The following is a 16302-nucleotide window of genomic DNA, read 5'->3' on the forward strand; positions in this document are numbered from 1 at the left end:
GTCATGGTCGCCATGACCGCCGATCCGGGGGAGGCGTCCGCCTCCGAGTACACGATCCACGCCTGCGAACCGGGCCGACTGCTGACGGTCAGCTCCTCCATGGAGGAGGGCACCTGGCGGCTGTCCCTTGAGCTCGCCGACGCGGACACTGGGGTTGGCCCGGGCGCCGACGACGCCGACGGGGCTGGCAGCGGCATGACCCGACTCGCGCTGCGTCACCACGACGTCCCGCTCGAGATGCTCCAGTACGTGGGGCCCGGCTGGGAGTGGTACCTCGACCGACTCCTCGGCGCGGTCACCGGGGGAACGATCCCTGGCATGGACGTCTGGGACAGCGAGTACATGAGCCTCGGTGAGGCCTACGCCGCGCTCGGCGACTGACGAGCGTCCGTCACTCAGCGCGCGAGTTCGAACCCTGCCGGTGCGAGGCGGCTGAGCTCCTCGTGCAGCAGTGCACCGACCTCCTTGCGCCGCGCCGCCCCCATCCGCTCGAGCGGCCCAGTGACGCTCACGGCGACCGAGCGTCCGCCGGTGCGGGTCAACGCCATGCCCACGCAGGCGATGCCTGTCTCATTCTCCTCGATCTCGGTGGACCAGCCGCGCGCCGCGGCCTGATCCACCACCTCGGTGAGGTGCTGCAGGCTGATCACGGCCCCAGTCTCGCCCGCCCCCACCTCAGTGGCCTGGGCGTACGCGGCAAGAGCGTCCCCTCGGACCCCGTCGGCCGCGAGCATCGCCCGGCCCATCGCGGTGCGAGCCGCCGGCGCTCGGCTGCCCACCCGCGACCACACCCGGAGCGTGCGCTCGGGCTCGACCTTGTCGAGGTAGAGCACGCGGGTGCCGTCCATCTGCCCCAGGTGCACCAGCTCCTGGGAGTGCTGGGAGATGCTCGCGAGCGCCGGCGCGAACAGGGTCGGCAGGTTCTCGCCGGCACCGTAGGCATGGGCGAGCTCGAGCGGGGTGGTGCCCAGCCGGTAGCGCTGGTCGCTCGCTGACTGCTCCGCGAAGCCACGGTGCATGAGTGCCCGCAGCAGGCGGTGCACCGAAGCCTTGTTCAACCCTCCGGCCTCGGCGATATCGCGCAGGGACATACCCTCGGGGCCGGCTGCGGCCAGGATCTCCAACAGGATCAGTGCCTTGTCCACGCTGCCGACGGGGGAGGCAGCGTGGGGCTCGGTCGGCTCCGCGCCGGATGCAGAAGTGGTCATCTCGTGCCTCTCTCCGTGGCTGAGCAGATGTTGCTCGGTGCGCATGGCACACCTAGACTCGTCACGAACTACAGAATAAGCGTTCCATCATATAAAACAGCATCGAGGTCTCGCAGGTCGCCACCTCGCCCCGGAGGAGCCCCGCATGGCCATCGATCGCATCGACGTCAACGTCACCAGCCCTGGCCGGAACTTCGTGACCGTCAAGGTCACCACCAGCGACGGCATCATGGGCCTCGGTGACGGCACCCTGAACGGGCGCGAGCTCTCGGTGGTCTCCTACCTGCGCGACCACGTCGCCCCCACCCTCATCGGCCGCGACGAATCCCAGATCGAATCGATCTGGCAGTACCTCTACCGCAGCCCCTACTGGCGCCGCGGACCGGTGACGATGAGCGCAGTCTCCGCGATCGACATGGCCCTGTGGGACATCGCCGCGAAGAAGGCGGGGGAGCCGCTGTACAAGCTGCTCGGCGGTGCCTCCCGCAGCGGCCTGCTCACCTACGCCCACGCCTCCGGCACCACCATCGAGAAGCTCAACGAGGCGATCCACGGCTACGTCGAGGACGGCTTCCGAGCGGTGCGGATCCAGGCGGGCGTGCCGGGGCTGGACCAGATCTACGGCGTGCACGACGCTGCTCCCGGTGGGAAGTATGAATACGAACCGGCTGGGCGGGCGACGGCGGGAGCGGGGGGCACGACGATGCGGCCGACGGAGGAGTCCTGGGACACCGCCGCCTACCTCCGCCACCTGCCGACCGTCTTCGCCGGAGTGCGCGACGAGTTCGGCCCCGAGCTGCGCCTGCTGCACGACGGCCACCACCGCATGACCCCGATCGAGGCGGCGAAGCTCGCGAAGTCCCTCGAGCCCTACGACCCGTTCTGGCTCGAGGACTGCACCCCCGGCGAGGACCAGGCGGTGCTGCGCCTGGTGCGCCAGCATTCGGTGACCCCGCTCGCGATCGGCGAGGTGTTCAACTCCGTCTACGACTACCAGACGCTGATCACCGAGCGCCTGATCGACTACGTGCGCTCCTCCGCCACCCACGCCGGCGGCATCACCGGACTGCGCCAGATCATGAGCTTCGCCGCGATCTACGGCATCCGCTCCGGCTTCCACGGCCCCACCGACGTCTCGCCCGTGGGGATGGCCGCGAACCTGCACCTGGGCCTCGCGATCCACAACTTCGGCATCCAGGAGTACATGCCGCACTCCGAGAGCACGCTGTCGGTGCTCCGCACCAGCTACCGCTTCGAGGATGGCCTGCTCCACCCGGGCGACACCCCGGGCCTCGGCGTCGAGCTCGACGAGGAGGCCGCGGCCAAGCACGACTACCAGCCCGCCTACCTGCCCGTGAACCGACTGCGGGACGGCACCGTCCACGACTGGTGAGGCGTCCGGTCCGGTCCGGTGAGGGGTGCACGGTGATCGGTGGCCGCTGGCCAGTCCGAACCGTGGCTCCGTCGCCCACGACACGCTGTGAGGGTGCGTCGAGATCACCGATTGCTGTCGTTTCTGGCAGGGGACGGTGATCTCGGTGGTCGACGCGCGGCGTGTCCGGGCCAGCTGGGGCGTTCCGGTCAGCTGGGGTGGATCAACGGTAGTGGTCGATCGACGGTCGGGGCGGCCTCACGGGACAGAGGCAGGCTCGGTCTCACCCCTCGTCGCCGACGGTGATCGCCTCGGCCTGCTCAAGGTCGGTGAGCTGGTGGTGGGTGCCGACTGCGGCCAGGTGGCGTCGGCCGCGGACCAGCATGAGCATCGAGATCACCAGCGCGCCCGCCGCGAGCAGGTAGGGGGCGCCGGCCACGGTCGCTGCCGCGAGCGGGCCCGCGATCGCCGGGGCGATCGCACCGCCGAGGAAGCGCACGCCCGAGTAGGCGGAGCTGGCGACGCCGCGGGGCAGGTCGGTGGCCTCCATGACCGTCTCGGTGAGCGCCGTGTTCATGATGCCCAGCAGCAGCCCGCCGATCACGATCAGCGTGATCAGACCGGTCATCGAGGTGTGGAAGATGCTCATCACCAGCATCAGCACCGCGAGCAGGCCGAGTGTGGTCAGCAGCGTGGGGATGAGTCCCAGCTTCCGGGTGAGCACCGGGGCGACGAACACCGAGGTGATCGCCAGGCCCAGCCCCCAGCCGAAGAACACCCCGCCGATGCCGAGGGCGCCGAACTCCATCCCGTGCGCGGCAGCCGCCGCCTCGAGCGGGAACGGGGAGTAGGCCAGCAGCGTGAAGAAGGCGAAGTTGTAGAAGATCGCGGTGAGCGCGAGGGTGCGCAGCGCCGGATGGGAGAGTGCCCGGAGGGAGGCCAGCGGCGAGACCGGTGCGGGACGTGCCTCCTTCTGCAGCAGCACCATGATCGCCAGGAAGCCGACGCCCATCAGCACCGCCGTGCCCGCGAAGGGGGCGCGCCAGGAGACGTTGCCGAGCAGCCCGCCCAGCAGCGGCCCGAAGGCCATGCCGATGCCGAGCGCCGTCTCGTACAGGATGATCGCGCCCGCGCTCGGCCCGGCGGTCGCGCCCACGATCGCGGCCAGCGCCGTGGAGATGAACAGCGCGTTCCCGAGGCCCCAGCCGGCACGCAGGCCGATGATCTCCCAGACGCTCCCTGCTCCTGCGGCCAGCGCCGCGAAGAGCACCACCAGCACCAGTCCGATCAGCAGCGTGCGCTTCACCCCGATCTTCGAGGCGAACCAGCTGGTGAAGAACATGGCGATCGCGGTGATGAAGAGGTAGCTGGTGAACAGCAGCATCGCCTGCGAGGGCGTCGCGTCCAGCTGGCTGCTGATCGCGGGGAGGATCGGGTCCACCAGGCCGATGCCCATGAACGACACGGTTGCGGCGAAGGCGATCGCCCACACGGACTTCGGCTGGCGGAACGCCTCGCGCAGGGTGGGTACTGCGGTCTGGATTGGTACCGCGGGCTGGGTGGGCGCCGCGTGCGGGGCGGGAGTCGCTGCAGTGGCCGGGGCGGTAGTGGGGGCGACGGCGGGTGCGTGGGGAGCGGCGGTGTGCTCGGGGGTATGTGCGGTCATGCGCTGGGGGTTCCTTCGGTGGGAAGTACGGCGGCGAGGGGGCGACGAGGCGGGGCGACGGATCCGCGACGGATCCGGCTCGGGGTCCGGCTCGGGATCCCTCGCAGGGTCGGGCTCGGCGTCAGCCGTCGTGGGCGTCGACGAGTCCGGCGAGGATCTCGGCGGCGCGTTCGAGGGTTGCGAGGTCGGCGTCGGGCAGCGGCTCCAGGAGTGCACCCACACCGTCGGCGAGCTGGGACCGCCAGGCGGCGAGCTGCTGGATGCCCTGTTCCGTGGTGCTGACCAGCCAGGAGCGGGAATCCGCGGGGTCGGGCTCGCGGCGTACGAGCCCTTCCTCCTCGAGGCGCTTGATGACGGTGGTCGCCGTGGGGCGGGAGACCCGCTCGCGGTCGGCGATCTCGCTCAGGCGCAGCGGGCCGTGCCGGTCGATCGTGGCGACCACTCGCCAGGAGACGGTCCCGACGCCCACCTCGGAGCGTCGCGCCGCGAGCCGGGAGAACTGGCTGCAGACGAGGGCGAGGTGCTGGGGGAGCTCGCCGGGAAGCGAGGTGGGGGAAGTGGTCGACACGAGACGTCAATATAGTTAGCAATGCGAACCAGTGCAACGGGGCGGCCGGGCCGACGTGACAAGAAGATCGTTCGGCCGGAATGCGGCGGCCTTGAGGAATAGACGCCGGGAGAGGCTCGTTGGCGCAGGCGAGCACGATGAGACTGACGAGCACGCCCCGACGAGCACGACCCGACGAGCACGACGAGACCCGCCGCCCCGCGCTGTGCACCCGCTCTGTGCACCGCGCCGTGAAGGAGCATCCCGCATGACCGACCTGATGACACCGCTCGAGCTCGGGGAGCTCACGCTCCCCAACCGGATCGTGATGGCTCCGCTCACCCGCGCCCGCACCGGCGATGAACGGGTCCCCACGGAGCTCAACGCCGAGTACTACAGCCAGCGGGCAGGCGCCGGGCTGATCATCAGCGAGGCCACTTCCGTCAGCCCTCAGGGCGTGGGATACCACGGCACTCCCGGTATCTGGAACGACGCGCAGGTGGCAGGGTGGCAGAAGGTCACCGAAGCCGTGCATGCCGCGGGCGGGCGGATCGTCCTGCAGCTGTGGCACGTGGGCCGGATCTCCGATCCCGAGCTGCTCGGCGGGGAGGCGCCCGTCGCCCCCAGCGCCGTCGCCCCCGCCGGGCGCGTGGCACGACTGCGGCCCAAGCGTCCGTACGTGCAGCCGCGCGCGCTGGCCGTCGAAGAGATCCCCGGCATCGTCGAGGACTTCCGGCACGGTGCCCAGAACGCGAAGCGGGCCGGCTTCGACGGCGTGGAGATCCACGCTGCCAACGGCTACCTGATCGACCAGTTCCTCCAGGACGGCACCAACCAGCGCGCCGACGAGTACGGCGGCTCGGTGCGGAACCGGGCGCGCTTCCTGCTGGAGATCACCGACGCGGTCCTCGACGTCTGGGGCCCCGGCCGGGTGGGTGTGCATCTGCGCCCCCGCGGCGAGGAGCACGACATGGGCGACAGCGATCCTCGCGCGATCTTCGGCCACGTCGCCGAGGAGCTCGGGAGGAGGAAACTCGCCTTCCTGTTCATCCGCGAGGTGGAGGACGAGGACAGCCTCGTGGGCGTGATCCGCGGGCTCTTCGGTGGTCCCGTGATCGCCAATGACGAAATGACTGCGGCCGACGGTCAGCGGCTCCTCGAGGCCGGCGCGGCCGACGCGGTCGCCTTCGGCCGCGACTACATCGCCACCCCGGACCTCGCCGAGCGCATCGCGGCCGGCGCCGCGCTGAACCCGCAGCACAAGGCCACCTTCTATCCCGATACGGGCGAGGCGCTCTCCGTGGGCTACATCGACTACCCCACGATGGCCGAGGCGGCGCTCACGGTCTGACGCCAGCAGTTCGCCCCGCCGACGGCTGAAACGGTCAGCGGCTCACCCTGCCATCAGCTGACCCTGCCCGCGGCTGATACGGTCAGCGGCTCACAGGGTCCGCCGCGCCGCCGGAGAGCAGGGCCTCGAGGTCGCGCAGTCGCGGCGCCCCCTCCCAGTCCCCAGGAGTGGTGCAGGCCAGCGCCCCGCAGGCGTTCGCGCGGGCCAGCCGCGCGGGCACGTCGAGCCCGTCGAGCTGAGCGCTGAGGTAGCCGGCCACGAACGCGTCCCCGGCGCCGACGGTGTCGACCACGTCGACCCGGTGCCCGGGCGCCTCGTGAATGGTGCCGCCCGCGAGGGCGGCGCCACCGTCGGCCCCGAGCTTCACGACCACCTGGCGTCCGTCGGCCTCCAGTGCGTGCAGCAGGGCGCGGTGGTCGGACTCCATGACGGCCGGCGCGAGGATCGAGAGCTCCTCCGGCCCGCCGAACACGACATCGACGTGCTCGAGGATCTCGCCCAGCAGCTCCCCGAGGCGCTCCCGCGTTCCCAGCCGCGACCGGTAGTTCACGTCCAGGCTGACCTGCACTCCTGCCGCTACCGCGCGCTGCACGGCAGCGACGTTCGTGGCGTGCGCGGTCTTCGAGAGCAGTGGGGTGATGCCGCTGAGGTGCAGGATCTCGGCCTGCTCGATGAGCCCTGCCGGGATGTCGCCCGGGGTGAGTGCGGAGGCGGCGGACCCGGCCCGGTAGTAGTCCACGCGGGTGGTGGTCCCGCTGGGGCGGGACTTGATCATCAGGCCCGTCGGCCGCTCCGGATCGACCGTGCAGTGCACCTCGACGCCCTCGGCGCGGATCTCTCGGGCCACGCGCGTGCCCAGGGGGTCATCGCCCACCCGGCTCACCCACGCGGAGGGCACGCCCAGCCGGCGCAGCCCGATCGCGAGATTCGATTCCGCACCGCCCAGCGAGATGTCCACTGAGGGCAGATGGGCGAGCGAGCCGATCGTGGAGGTGCGCATCAGCGCCATGGTCTCGCCGACGGCCACCACGCGGGGCCCGGCCGACGCACGACCGCCCTCGGCCGGGACACTCATGCGCCGGCCTCGCGGGTGGTGACGCCGACGAACCTCGCCGCGCGCTCGGCCAGCTCCTCGAGGCTCCCGCCCCGGAGGGCATCGCCCAGCAGCGGCCCGCCCACGGAGACCGCCTCGGCCCCGGCCTGCAGCCAGGCCGCCGCCGCCTCGAGGTCCACTCCGCCGGAGGGGATGACGCGGATGCCGGGGAACGGTCCGCGCAGGTCCTTGAGGTAGCCGGGGCCCACCACAGAGGCCGGGAACACCTTGACCGCCGCCGCGCCCGCGGACCAGCCGGCGTGCAGCTCGCTCGGAGTGAGACCGCCGGACACGATCGGAATCCCGGACTCCGCAGCCGCTGCGAGCAGGTCCGCCCGGGTGATCGGGGTGACGATGTAGTGGGCACCGCGTTCGGCGGCGGTGCGCAGATCCGCCGGATCGGTGACGGTGCCGACGCCGATATCGAGCTGGTCCCCGAAGCGCTCCCTCAGGGCGGGCAGCTCGTCCAGGGTGCCGGGGGTGGACAGGGTCAGCTCGACGGAGCGGATCCCGGCGCCGGCGAGGGCCTCGAGCACGGGGGCGTACTGATCGGCGCGCTCGCCGCGGATCACGACGATCAGCCGGGCGGCGGCGGTGTGCTCGGGAAGGGACGGGCGTGTGGTGGTCATGACGGGTCTCCTTGGCGTTGCCGGAGTGCACGGCGGAATGGCCCGACCGGCGAAGTTTTGACATGCGAAACGGATGTTTCGATATACGTGACAGTCTACCAACGTCGCACGGATCGATCCGGGGACTCCCGCGACCACGTCGGCCACAATGGCTCTGTGACTCCAGCCAGCGCGACCATCGATACCGTCCTGACCCTGCTGCGCGGTGAGGAGCAGGATGAGGCCCAGCTCGAGCAGCTCGGCCTGGAGGCGCAGACGCTGCCGATCGGCGAGCTCGTCTACCTCGTGGAGACCCGCCCCGCGACCGAGGCTGCGCTGCTGTTCCGGGTGCTCGGCAAGACCGCCGCCCTGGCGGTGTTCGAGGCGCTGCCGGCGCATCACCAGGCCGAGCTGATCTCCGCGCTGCGCACACAGCAGGTCGCCCACATCATCGGCGAGCTCGACCCTGACGACCGTGCCTCCCTGTTCGATGAGCTGCCGGCCTCGGTCGCCGAGCGGCTGATGCACGGCCTGGATGCCGCCGAGCGCGCGATGACCACCGCGGTCCTCGGCTATCCGCGCCACGCGATCGGTCGATACATGTCGCCCGAGGTGCTCACCCTGGCCCCCGGGCTCACCGTGAGAGAGGCGCTCGAGCATGTGCGCGCGCAGGCCGAGCAGGCCGAGACGATCTATCTCTTGCCGGTGGTGGATGATTCCCGCTTGCTGCTGGGCGTGGTGGGGTTGCGCCGCCTGCTGGTGGCCGACGGCGATGCGCTCGTGGGCGATATCGCCCACGTGCCGGTCAGCGCGACCGCGACCGATGACCGAGAGGATGCCGCACGCCGCTTCTTCGCGGCGAAGCTGCTGGCCATGCCGATCGTGGACGGCGAAGGGCGGCTGGTCGGGATCGTGACCGTCGATGACGCCGTGGAGATCATCGAGCGCGAGAACGCCGAGGATTCCGCCCGCACCAGCGGCTCCGAACCGCTGCCGCGCGCCTACCTCTCCACGCCGATCCTGCGCGTCGTGCGCAGTCGCATCGTCTGGCTGCTGGTGCTCGCGATCTCCGCGATCCTCACCGTCCAGGTGCTCGAGGTCTTCGAGGATCGGCTGGACCAGGTGGTGATCCTGGCGCTGTTCATCCCACTGCTGACCGGCACCGGCGGCAACACCGGAAACCAGGCCGCGACCACGGTGACCCGCGCGCTCGCCGTGGGCGAGGTGCGCGTGCGCGACCTGCCTCGCGTGGTCTGGCGCGAGCTGCGGGTGGGCTCGGTCCTCGGCGTGGTCCTCGGTGCGCTCGGCTTCCTGGTCGCGGGCCTCGTCTACGGATGGGCGATCGGACTCGTGATCGGCACGACGCTCCTGTCGATCTGCACCATGGCCGCGATCGTGGGCGGGATGATGCCGCTGATCGCGAAGCGGGTGGGGGCGGATCCGGCGGTGTTCTCCAACCCCTTCATCTCCACCTTCTGCGACGCCACGGGCCTGATCATCTACTTCACGATCGCGACGGCCGTCCTGGGTCTCTGAGGCCGACGGGCCCCTCGCCGAGCGGGCCCTTGACGCCTCCTGCGCGGCACCGCATACTGACTGGCACGAAGGTGTCGAAGCGCTTCGACTCCACCTGAGTGATCCCCTCCCTGAACTGACGGGGCGGTGAGTTCGATCTTATCGAAGCGCTTCGACCGATGGTGTGGAAGAGCTGATGAGGAGGTGCGGAGATGGCGACGATGAGTGATGTGGCCCGCGAGGCCGGCGTCGCGCTGAGCACCGTCTCCTACATGCTCTCGGGGGACAAGCCGGTCGCAGCCGCCACCCGTGAGCGCATCGAGTTCGCGATGCGGGAGCTCGGCTACCGCCCGAACGCGATCGCCCGCAGCCTCGCCAGTCGGCGCACCCGGATCCTCGCCCTGCACCTGCCGGAGTTCGATGTCTCCGCCGGCGAGACCGTCTTCGAGATCGTCCGCGGGGCGTACGACCGTGCCGCCGAGCGGGGCTACCTGCTCACCGTGTGGCCGATCGCCTCGCAGCGAGCCCCTCAGGAGCTCTCCGACCTGGTGGGTCAGGGGCACGCAGACGGGGTGCTGCTGGTCGAGGTGGCGCTCGACGATCCTCGGATCGAGAGCCTGCAGGACGCAGACGTCCCCTTCTTCTCCGTCGGCCGCAGCCGCGAGAGCGAGCAGCTGCACTACATCGACATCGACTTCGAGACCACCATCGCCCACGCGCTCGACGCGCTGGCCGATTCCGGGCACCGGGACCTGATGCTGATCGGCCGCTCCCGCGAGATGGAGGCCTCCGGCTACGGCCCCGCCGTGCGCTCCCATGAGGACTTCTCCCGCCTCGCCCAGGAGCGGGGCCTCGCACACCGCGAGTACGCCCTGGATCCCAGCCCGCAGGCAGGCCGCGAGCTGGCCCGCGAGGTGTTCACCGCCGGCCCGCGCCCGGATGCGGTGGTGGCGATGAACGATCTCGCCGTCGTCGGCTTCGTCAACGAGCTGCAGGCCATGGGACTGGACGTGCCCGAAGACCTCTCCATCGTCACCGTCGTCTCCTCCAAGCGCACGGCGTCGATGACCACCCCGAGCCTGGCCTCCTGGCGGGCACCGGGAGAGGAGATGGGACGACGGGCGGTCGACGGCCTGCTCGACCAGCTCGCGGCACCCCACGCCCCGCCCACGCAGGTGCTGGTCGCCTGTGCGCCGTTCGACGGGGGATCGGTCCAGGACCGACGGCCCACCGGCTGAGCGAACTTCCACGCAGCACCCGGCATCACCGGCATCACCGCAGGACCCGCACCCGCAGGACCCCGCAGGACCCACAGGACCCCGCACCACCCGCACCACCCGCAGGACCCCACCCGAGGGTCCTTCCCACAAGGAAGTAGGACACCATGAAGCGCAGGAAATTCACCACCCTCCTCACCGCCTCCGCACTCGGCGCCGCCGCCATGCCCGCCCTCAGCGCCTGCGGCGGCAGCGGCGGCGGTTCAGGCGACGGCACCTCACTGGTGATCTGGCATTACGAGAACGAGGACTCCGCGATGGGGCAGGCCTGGGCGCTGGCCCAGGAGATCTTCGAGGAGGCGCATCCCGAGGTCACCGTCACCGTCGAGAAGCAGACCTTCGAGCAGCTGCAGAAGAACGCGACCATCGTGCTCACCGGCGACGACGTCCCGGATCTGATGGAGTTCAACAAGGGCAACTCCACCGCCGGGCAGCTCGCCGCGCAGGGCCTGATCGAGCCGTTCACCGAGATCGCGACCGAGAAGGGCTGGGATCAGAAGCTCTCCGCGAGCCTGCAGACCACCTCCCGCTACGACGAGTTCGGCCTGATGGGTTCCGGCGACTGGTTCGGCCTGCCCAACTACGGCGAGTACGTCTACGTCTTCTACAACCAGCGGATGTTCGACGAGGCCGGGGTCGCCGTCCCGACCACGCTCGAGGAGTTCGAGGACGTCCTGCAGACCTTCGTCGACAAGGACATCATCCCGCTGGCCGGCGCCGGCGCGGAGTACCCCGCCGGGCAGCTCTGGTACCAGCTCGCCCTCGCCCACGCCGACCGTGACTTCGTGGACGCCTACCAGCTCTTCGACGGGGAGGTCGACTGGGCGGCGGATCCGATCCTGGCCGGCGCCCAGCGCTTCGCCGACTGGGTCGCCAAGGGCTACCTCGCCGGCGACTCCGCCGGCCTGACCGCCGAGGACATGGGCACCGCCTTCATCTCCGGCACCTACCCGATCATGTTCTCCGGCTCGTGGTGGTTCGGCCGCCTGGTGGCGGAGATGACCGACGAGTGGGGGCAGTTCCTCTTCCCCGGCTCCGACCTCACCATCGGCTCCTCGGGGAACCTCTGGGTGGTGCCCGCCAATGCCGCGAACAAGGACCTCGCCTACGAGTTCATGGAGATCACCATGTCCCAGGAGGTCCAGGACCTGCTCGGGGCGAAGGGCGGCCTGCCGGTCGCGGGGGACACCTCGGCGATCGAGGACGAGAAGACCCGGGAGATGACCGAGAACTTCGCGGCCGTCAACGAGTCCGATGGCCTCGCGTTCTACCCGGACTGGCCTGTCGCCGGGTTCTACGACCAGGTCGTCAGCGCGATGCAGTCCCTCATCAACGGCTCCAAGTCTCCGGAGCAGGCGATGGCCGAGCTCGGAGAGGTCTACGCGACCGGTCGCTCCGACCTCACCGGTGAGTGAGACCAGCACAGTCACCCGGGCGGGCTGCAGCAAGCGGCCCGCCCTCCCCAGGGAGGAAGCATGTCCACCACAGTCGCCCCACCGTCGTCGACATCCGTCGCGCGACCCCCGCGGAGACGGCGCCCTCGCAGCGCCGCCGCCGGGTACTGGCCCTACCTGATCCCCGGCCTGCTCTCGTTCGGCATCGTCATCCTGGTGCCGTTCCTGCTGAACATCTGGTACAGCCTGCACAGCTGGAAGGGCGGGCTGTCCCCGAAGCGCTGGATCGGTCTGGACAACTACGTCGCGCTGCTGTCCGACGACGCGTTCTGGCTCTCGTTCCGCAACTCGCTGTCGATGATCGCGGCGATGGTGGTGGTCCCCACCCTGCTGGGCCTGCTGCTGGCCGCGGTGCTGTTCGACTACGTCGCCAAGCACTGGAACAGCAGGGTCGCCGCGTTCCTCCGCGCCACCTACTACCTGCCGCAGATCCTGCCGATCTCGGTGGCCGGCATCGTCTGGAACTGGATCCTGAACAGCCAGACCGGAGCGGTCAACGTGCTGCTGCGGGGGATCGGGATCGAGGCTCCGCCGAACTGGCTGGGCAGTCCCACCCTCGCCCTCGGCTCCGTGATGCTGGTGCTGATATGGATCCAGATCGGCTATCCCACGGTGATCTTCATGTCCGCCCTGGCGCGGGTGGATCCCGAGCTGTACGAGGCGGCCGAGCTCGACGGTGCCGGCTGGTTCGCCCGCTTCCGCGCCATCACCATCCCGCAGATCTCCCCGGAGACCTTCGTGATCGTTCTGACCTGCACCATCGCCGCCCTGAAGGTGTTCGCGCCGATCTACGTGCTCACCCGAGGCGGTCCTGAGGGGTCCACGCTGGTGCCCTCGTACTACTCGTTCCTGAACTTCTTCGACACTTCGCGGGTGGGCTACGGCGCCGCGATCGCGACGGTGCTGACGCTCATCATCATCATCGTCGCGGGCGGCATCCAGGTGCTCCAGAACCGCAGTGCCCGCAAGTCAGAGGAGGGCCGCTGAGATGGCCGCAGTGATCACCGGCAGCCCCGTCCCGTCGGACTCCACACCGTCGGACTCCACCCCGTCGGGTCCCGGCTCGTCAGGTGGCGCGTCCGTCGGGCGTCGGCGCAACCGCCACCAGCGGGGCCTGACCCGCTGGCTGGTGCTGGCCGGAGCGCTCCTGGTGGGGCTGCTCATGGTGGCCCCCTTTGTGCTCATGATCCTCAACGCTTTCAAGTCACCCGCGGACTACTCCGCCGGCGGGCCGCTGTCGCTGCCGCGGGAGATCTACCTCGACGGGATCATCGCGTTCTGGGAGCGCGTGAACTTCCCGATCAAGCTCTGGAACTCGCTCTGGACCTCGACCCTGGTCGCCGTGCTCGCGGTGCTGCTGTCCCTGCTGAACGCCTACGCGATCGGGGTGGGCAGGGTGAAGGGCCGGCTCTGGCTGGTGGCCCTGTTCCTGATGGCGAACATGCTCCCGCAGGAGGTGCTGATCTACCCCCTGTTCAACATGGCGCGGCAGGTCGGACTCACCGACAACCCGTGGTCGATCATCATCATCTTCACGGTCGTCCAATCCGCGTTCGGCACCTATCTGCTCTCCTCCGTGCTGGGCACCTTCCCGCCGGCACTGCTGGAGGCGGCGCAGCTCGACGGCGCTACCCGCTGGCAGATCCTGTGGCGGATCGTCTACCCCGTGGTGCGCCCCACCATGTCCGTGCTGATGATCTTCTTCTTCATCTGGACCTGGAACGAGTTCTTCATCCCGCTGGTGATGCTCACCAGCAACGACAACCAGACGATCCCGATCGCGCTGTCCTCGCTCCAGGGTGACCGCATGCTCGACGTCCCCACCTTGAACGCAGGTGCGCTGCTGTCGCTGCTGCCGACGTTCATCTTCTTCCTCATCTTCCAGCGCACCCTCACCCGCGGCGTCACCGCCGGCGCAGTCAAATGACGCCCCACTACCCCGATTTCTGAGCAGAAAGGAGCGCTGACCATGCGCTTCACCAACGGATACTGGATGGACCGAGAGGGCTACACGGTCGAGCGTGGCAGCCAGGTCCACGACCTCCAGATCGACGACGAGGCCGGACGCCTCCGCGCCTTCGCTCCCGTCCGGCCCGTCCGGCGCCGCGGCGACACCCTGAACAACCCCCAGCTCACCGTCACCTATGAGGCCGTCGCCGACGGCGTGATCCGGGTGCGCGTGGAGAACCATCGCGGGGTGGCCACCCCGCTGCCCCGCTTCGAGATCGCTGCGGATCCCAGCTACCGCGGCACCGTCGAGTCCGCGGCCGACGGGCGGACCACGCTCCGCGCGGGCGACCTCACCCTGACCATCGGCGTCGGCGATCAGTGGCAGGCGGACTTCAGCTCCGGTGGCCGCGCGCTCACCAGCTCGATGCGTCGCTCCCTCGCCCACGTGGTCGCGCCCGACGGACAGCACCACATGCACGAGCAGCTCAGCCTGGAGCCGGGGGAGAGCGTCTACGGCCTCGGCGAACGGTTCGGCGCCTTCGTGAAGAACGGCCAGAGCGTCGACATCTGGAACGAGGACGGCGGCACCACCTCCGAGCAGGCGTACAAGAACGTGCCGCTCTACCTCACCTCACGCGGCTATGGCGTGTTCGTCGAGGACACCGGCGGGGTCTCCTTCGAGGTCGCCTCCGAGATGACCACCCGGGTGCAGTTCTCCGTCGAGGGCCAGTCACTGACCTACCTGGTGATCGACGGGCCCACCCCCAAGGACGTGCTGCGCCGCTACACCGCGCTGACCGGCCGGCCGCCGCTGGTTCCCGAGTGGTCCTACGGGCTGTGGCTGTCCACCTCCTTCACCACCGACTACGACGAGGCCACGGTCATGTCGTTCATCGACGGCATGGAGGAGCGAGGCATCCCGCTGTCCGTGTTCCACTTCGACTGCTTCTGGATGCGCGGCTTCACCTGGACCGACTTCGTGTGGGACCCGGCGACCTTCCCGGACCCGGAGGGGCTGATCCGTCGGCTTCACGAGCGGGGGCTGAAGGTGTGCGTGTGGATCAACCCCTACATCGCCCAGAAGTCGGTGCTCTTCGACGAGGGCCTCGAGCACGGCTACCTGGTGCGCACCACCGACGGGAACCTCTGGCAGACGGACCTCTGGCAGGCCGGGATGGCGCTGGTGGACTTCACGAACCCCGACGCGGTCGCCTGGTACCGCAGCAAGCTCGAGGGCCTGCTGGACATCGGCGTGGACTGCTTCAAGACCGACTTCGGGGAGCGGATCCCGGTGCGGGACATCGCCTGGCACGACGGCTCCGACCCGGAGAAGATGCACAACTACTACACGCATCTGTTCAACCGCACCGTGTTCGACCTGCTGGTGGAGCGCCAGGGCGAGGGCGAGGCGATCGTCTTCGCCCGCTCCGCGACCGCCGGTGGCCAGCAGTTCCCGGCCCACTGGGGCGGAGACAACGACTCCTCGCTGCCCTCGATGGGGGAGACCCTGCGCGGCGGCCTGTCCCTGGCGCTGTCCGGCTTCGGCTACTGGAGCCACGACATCGGCGGCTTCGAAGGGGCCCCGGATCCGACGGTGTTCAAGCGCTGGCTCGCCTTCGGCCTGCTCTCCTCCCACTCGCGCCTGCACGGCTCGAGCTCCTACCGGGTGCCGTGGGCCTTCGACGACGAGGCGGTGGAGGTGGCCCGGCGCTTCACACTGCTGAAGCAGCAGCTGGTGCCCTACCTGCAGCAGATGGCGCTGCAGGCGCATGAGCAGGGCACCCCGATCCTGCGCCCGATGGTGCTCGAATTCCCGGAGGACCGCACCTGCCACGCCATCGACACCCAGTACATGCTGGGCGACTCGCTGCTGGTCGCGCCGGTGTTCTCGCTCGACGGGGAGGTCGAGTTCTACCTGCCCGAGGGTCGCTGGACCTCCGTGTTCGACGGCACCGTCGAGACCGGCGGGCGCTGGCTGCGCCAGCAGCACGGGTTCATGACCCTGCCGCTGTACCTCCGCGAGGGCGCAGAGGTCGAGATCGACGTGGCCGCGCTCGACGCAGCGGCAGCCGACGTGGCCGCGATCGACAGCTGAGCCCCGGCACGTCTTCGCCCGCGTCGCCCGGGCCGGTGACGCCGGTCGATTCCGAGCCAGGTCAGCCCAGTTTGTGGCTCGGAATCGACCGCTCGCGGAAGATCAAGGCCGACGACGAGTGCCGAGACGATGCTCGGAGTTGGAAACGACTGCCTGTGGTACGGCT

The 16302-nt window shown here is 69.8% G+C and carries 14 protein-coding genes; 9 read left to right on the plus strand and 5 right to left on the minus strand.

What is annotated here, in order from left to right:
* Positions 1–381: hypothetical protein (locus tag ACT3SQ_RS17750; RefSeq protein WP_444601524.1), on the plus strand; the 381-nt coding region annotated here is incomplete at its 5' end.
* 14 nt (positions 382–395) lie between these two features.
* Here the strand turns inward: ACT3SQ_RS17750 and ACT3SQ_RS17755 are convergent.
* Positions 396–1208 (minus strand): IclR family transcriptional regulator, encoded by an 813-nt coding sequence (locus ACT3SQ_RS17755; RefSeq protein WP_441444249.1) that lies wholly within the window; start codon positions 1206–1208, stop codon positions 396–398.
* A 145-nt stretch (positions 1209–1353) separates the two neighbouring features.
* Between ACT3SQ_RS17755 and manD the strand changes: the two genes are divergently transcribed.
* Complete coding sequence (manD, locus tag ACT3SQ_RS17760; RefSeq protein ID WP_444601525.1) at positions 1354–2601, plus strand: D-mannonate dehydratase ManD; 1248 nt, start codon at positions 1354–1356, stop codon at positions 2599–2601.
* Between the two features lie 262 nt (positions 2602–2863).
* Here manD and ACT3SQ_RS17765 read toward each other — a convergent pair whose 3' ends face one another.
* Both ACT3SQ_RS17765 and ACT3SQ_RS17770 read right to left on the minus strand, forming a co-directional pair.
* Entirely contained in the window at positions 2864–4246 is a 1383-nt protein-coding gene (locus ACT3SQ_RS17765; RefSeq protein ID WP_441444251.1) for an MFS transporter, read from the minus strand.
* A 121-nt stretch (positions 4247–4367) separates the two neighbouring features.
* Entirely contained in the window at positions 4368–4814 is a 447-nt protein-coding gene (locus ACT3SQ_RS17770) for a MarR family winged helix-turn-helix transcriptional regulator (protein ID WP_444601526.1), read from the minus strand.
* A 247-nt stretch (positions 4815–5061) separates the two neighbouring features.
* On the opposite strand from ACT3SQ_RS17770, the gene ACT3SQ_RS17775 reads away from it, so the two are divergent.
* The gene (locus tag ACT3SQ_RS17775; protein WP_444601527.1) at positions 5062–6144 is read left to right on the plus strand and encodes an alkene reductase; all 1083 of its coding nucleotides are present in this window, start codon (positions 5062–5064) and stop codon (positions 6142–6144) included.
* 82 nt (positions 6145–6226) lie between these two features.
* Here the strand turns inward: ACT3SQ_RS17775 and ACT3SQ_RS17780 are convergent, their stop codons facing one another.
* Together ACT3SQ_RS17780 and ACT3SQ_RS17785 are read right to left on the minus strand one after the other, a co-directional pair.
* The gene (locus tag ACT3SQ_RS17780; protein ID WP_444601528.1) at positions 6227–7219 is read right to left on the minus strand and encodes a sugar kinase; all 993 of its coding nucleotides are present in this window, start codon (positions 7217–7219) and stop codon (positions 6227–6229) included.
* Positions 7216–7866, minus strand: coding sequence for a bifunctional 4-hydroxy-2-oxoglutarate aldolase/2-dehydro-3-deoxy-phosphogluconate aldolase (locus ACT3SQ_RS17785; protein WP_444601529.1), 651 nt, complete (start codon positions 7864–7866; stop codon positions 7216–7218). The genes ACT3SQ_RS17780 and ACT3SQ_RS17785 overlap by 4 nt, the downstream gene beginning before the upstream one ends.
* A 156-nt stretch (positions 7867–8022) precedes the next feature.
* Between ACT3SQ_RS17785 and mgtE the strand changes: the two genes are divergently transcribed.
* From mgtE to yicI, 6 genes are all read left to right on the plus strand, one after another.
* On the plus strand, positions 8023–9381 hold the full coding sequence (gene mgtE / locus ACT3SQ_RS17790) for a magnesium transporter (RefSeq protein ID WP_444601530.1): 1359 nt from the start codon (positions 8023–8025) through the stop codon (positions 9379–9381).
* Between the two features lie 191 nt (positions 9382–9572).
* Positions 9573–10598 (plus strand): LacI family DNA-binding transcriptional regulator, encoded by a 1026-nt coding sequence (locus ACT3SQ_RS17795; RefSeq protein WP_444592311.1) that lies wholly within the window; start codon positions 9573–9575, stop codon positions 10596–10598.
* Positions 10599–10744: 146 nt separating this feature from the next.
* Positions 10745–12052, plus strand: a complete 1308-nt coding sequence (locus ACT3SQ_RS17800) for an ABC transporter substrate-binding protein (protein WP_444501938.1) — start codon at positions 10745–10747, stop codon at positions 12050–12052.
* A gap of 60 nt (positions 12053–12112) precedes the next feature.
* Positions 12113–13078, plus strand: a complete 966-nt coding sequence (locus ACT3SQ_RS17805; RefSeq protein WP_444601531.1) for a carbohydrate ABC transporter permease — start codon at positions 12113–12115, stop codon at positions 13076–13078.
* Position 13079: 1 nt separating this feature from the next.
* Positions 13080–14018 (plus strand): carbohydrate ABC transporter permease, encoded by a 939-nt coding sequence (locus ACT3SQ_RS17810; RefSeq protein ID WP_444601532.1) that lies wholly within the window; start codon positions 13080–13082, stop codon positions 14016–14018.
* Between the two features lie 42 nt (positions 14019–14060).
* Positions 14061–16136: an alpha-xylosidase gene (gene yicI / locus ACT3SQ_RS17815; protein ID WP_444601533.1), complete on the plus strand. Its 2076-nt coding sequence runs from the start codon at positions 14061–14063 to the stop codon at positions 16134–16136.
* Positions 16137–16302: the final 166 nt, after the last annotated feature.

Origin of the sequence: Brachybacterium sp. AOP42-C2-15 (assembly GCF_052377065.1) — a bacterium.
Taxonomy (GTDB): Bacteria; Actinomycetota; Actinomycetes; order Actinomycetales; family Dermabacteraceae; genus Brachybacterium.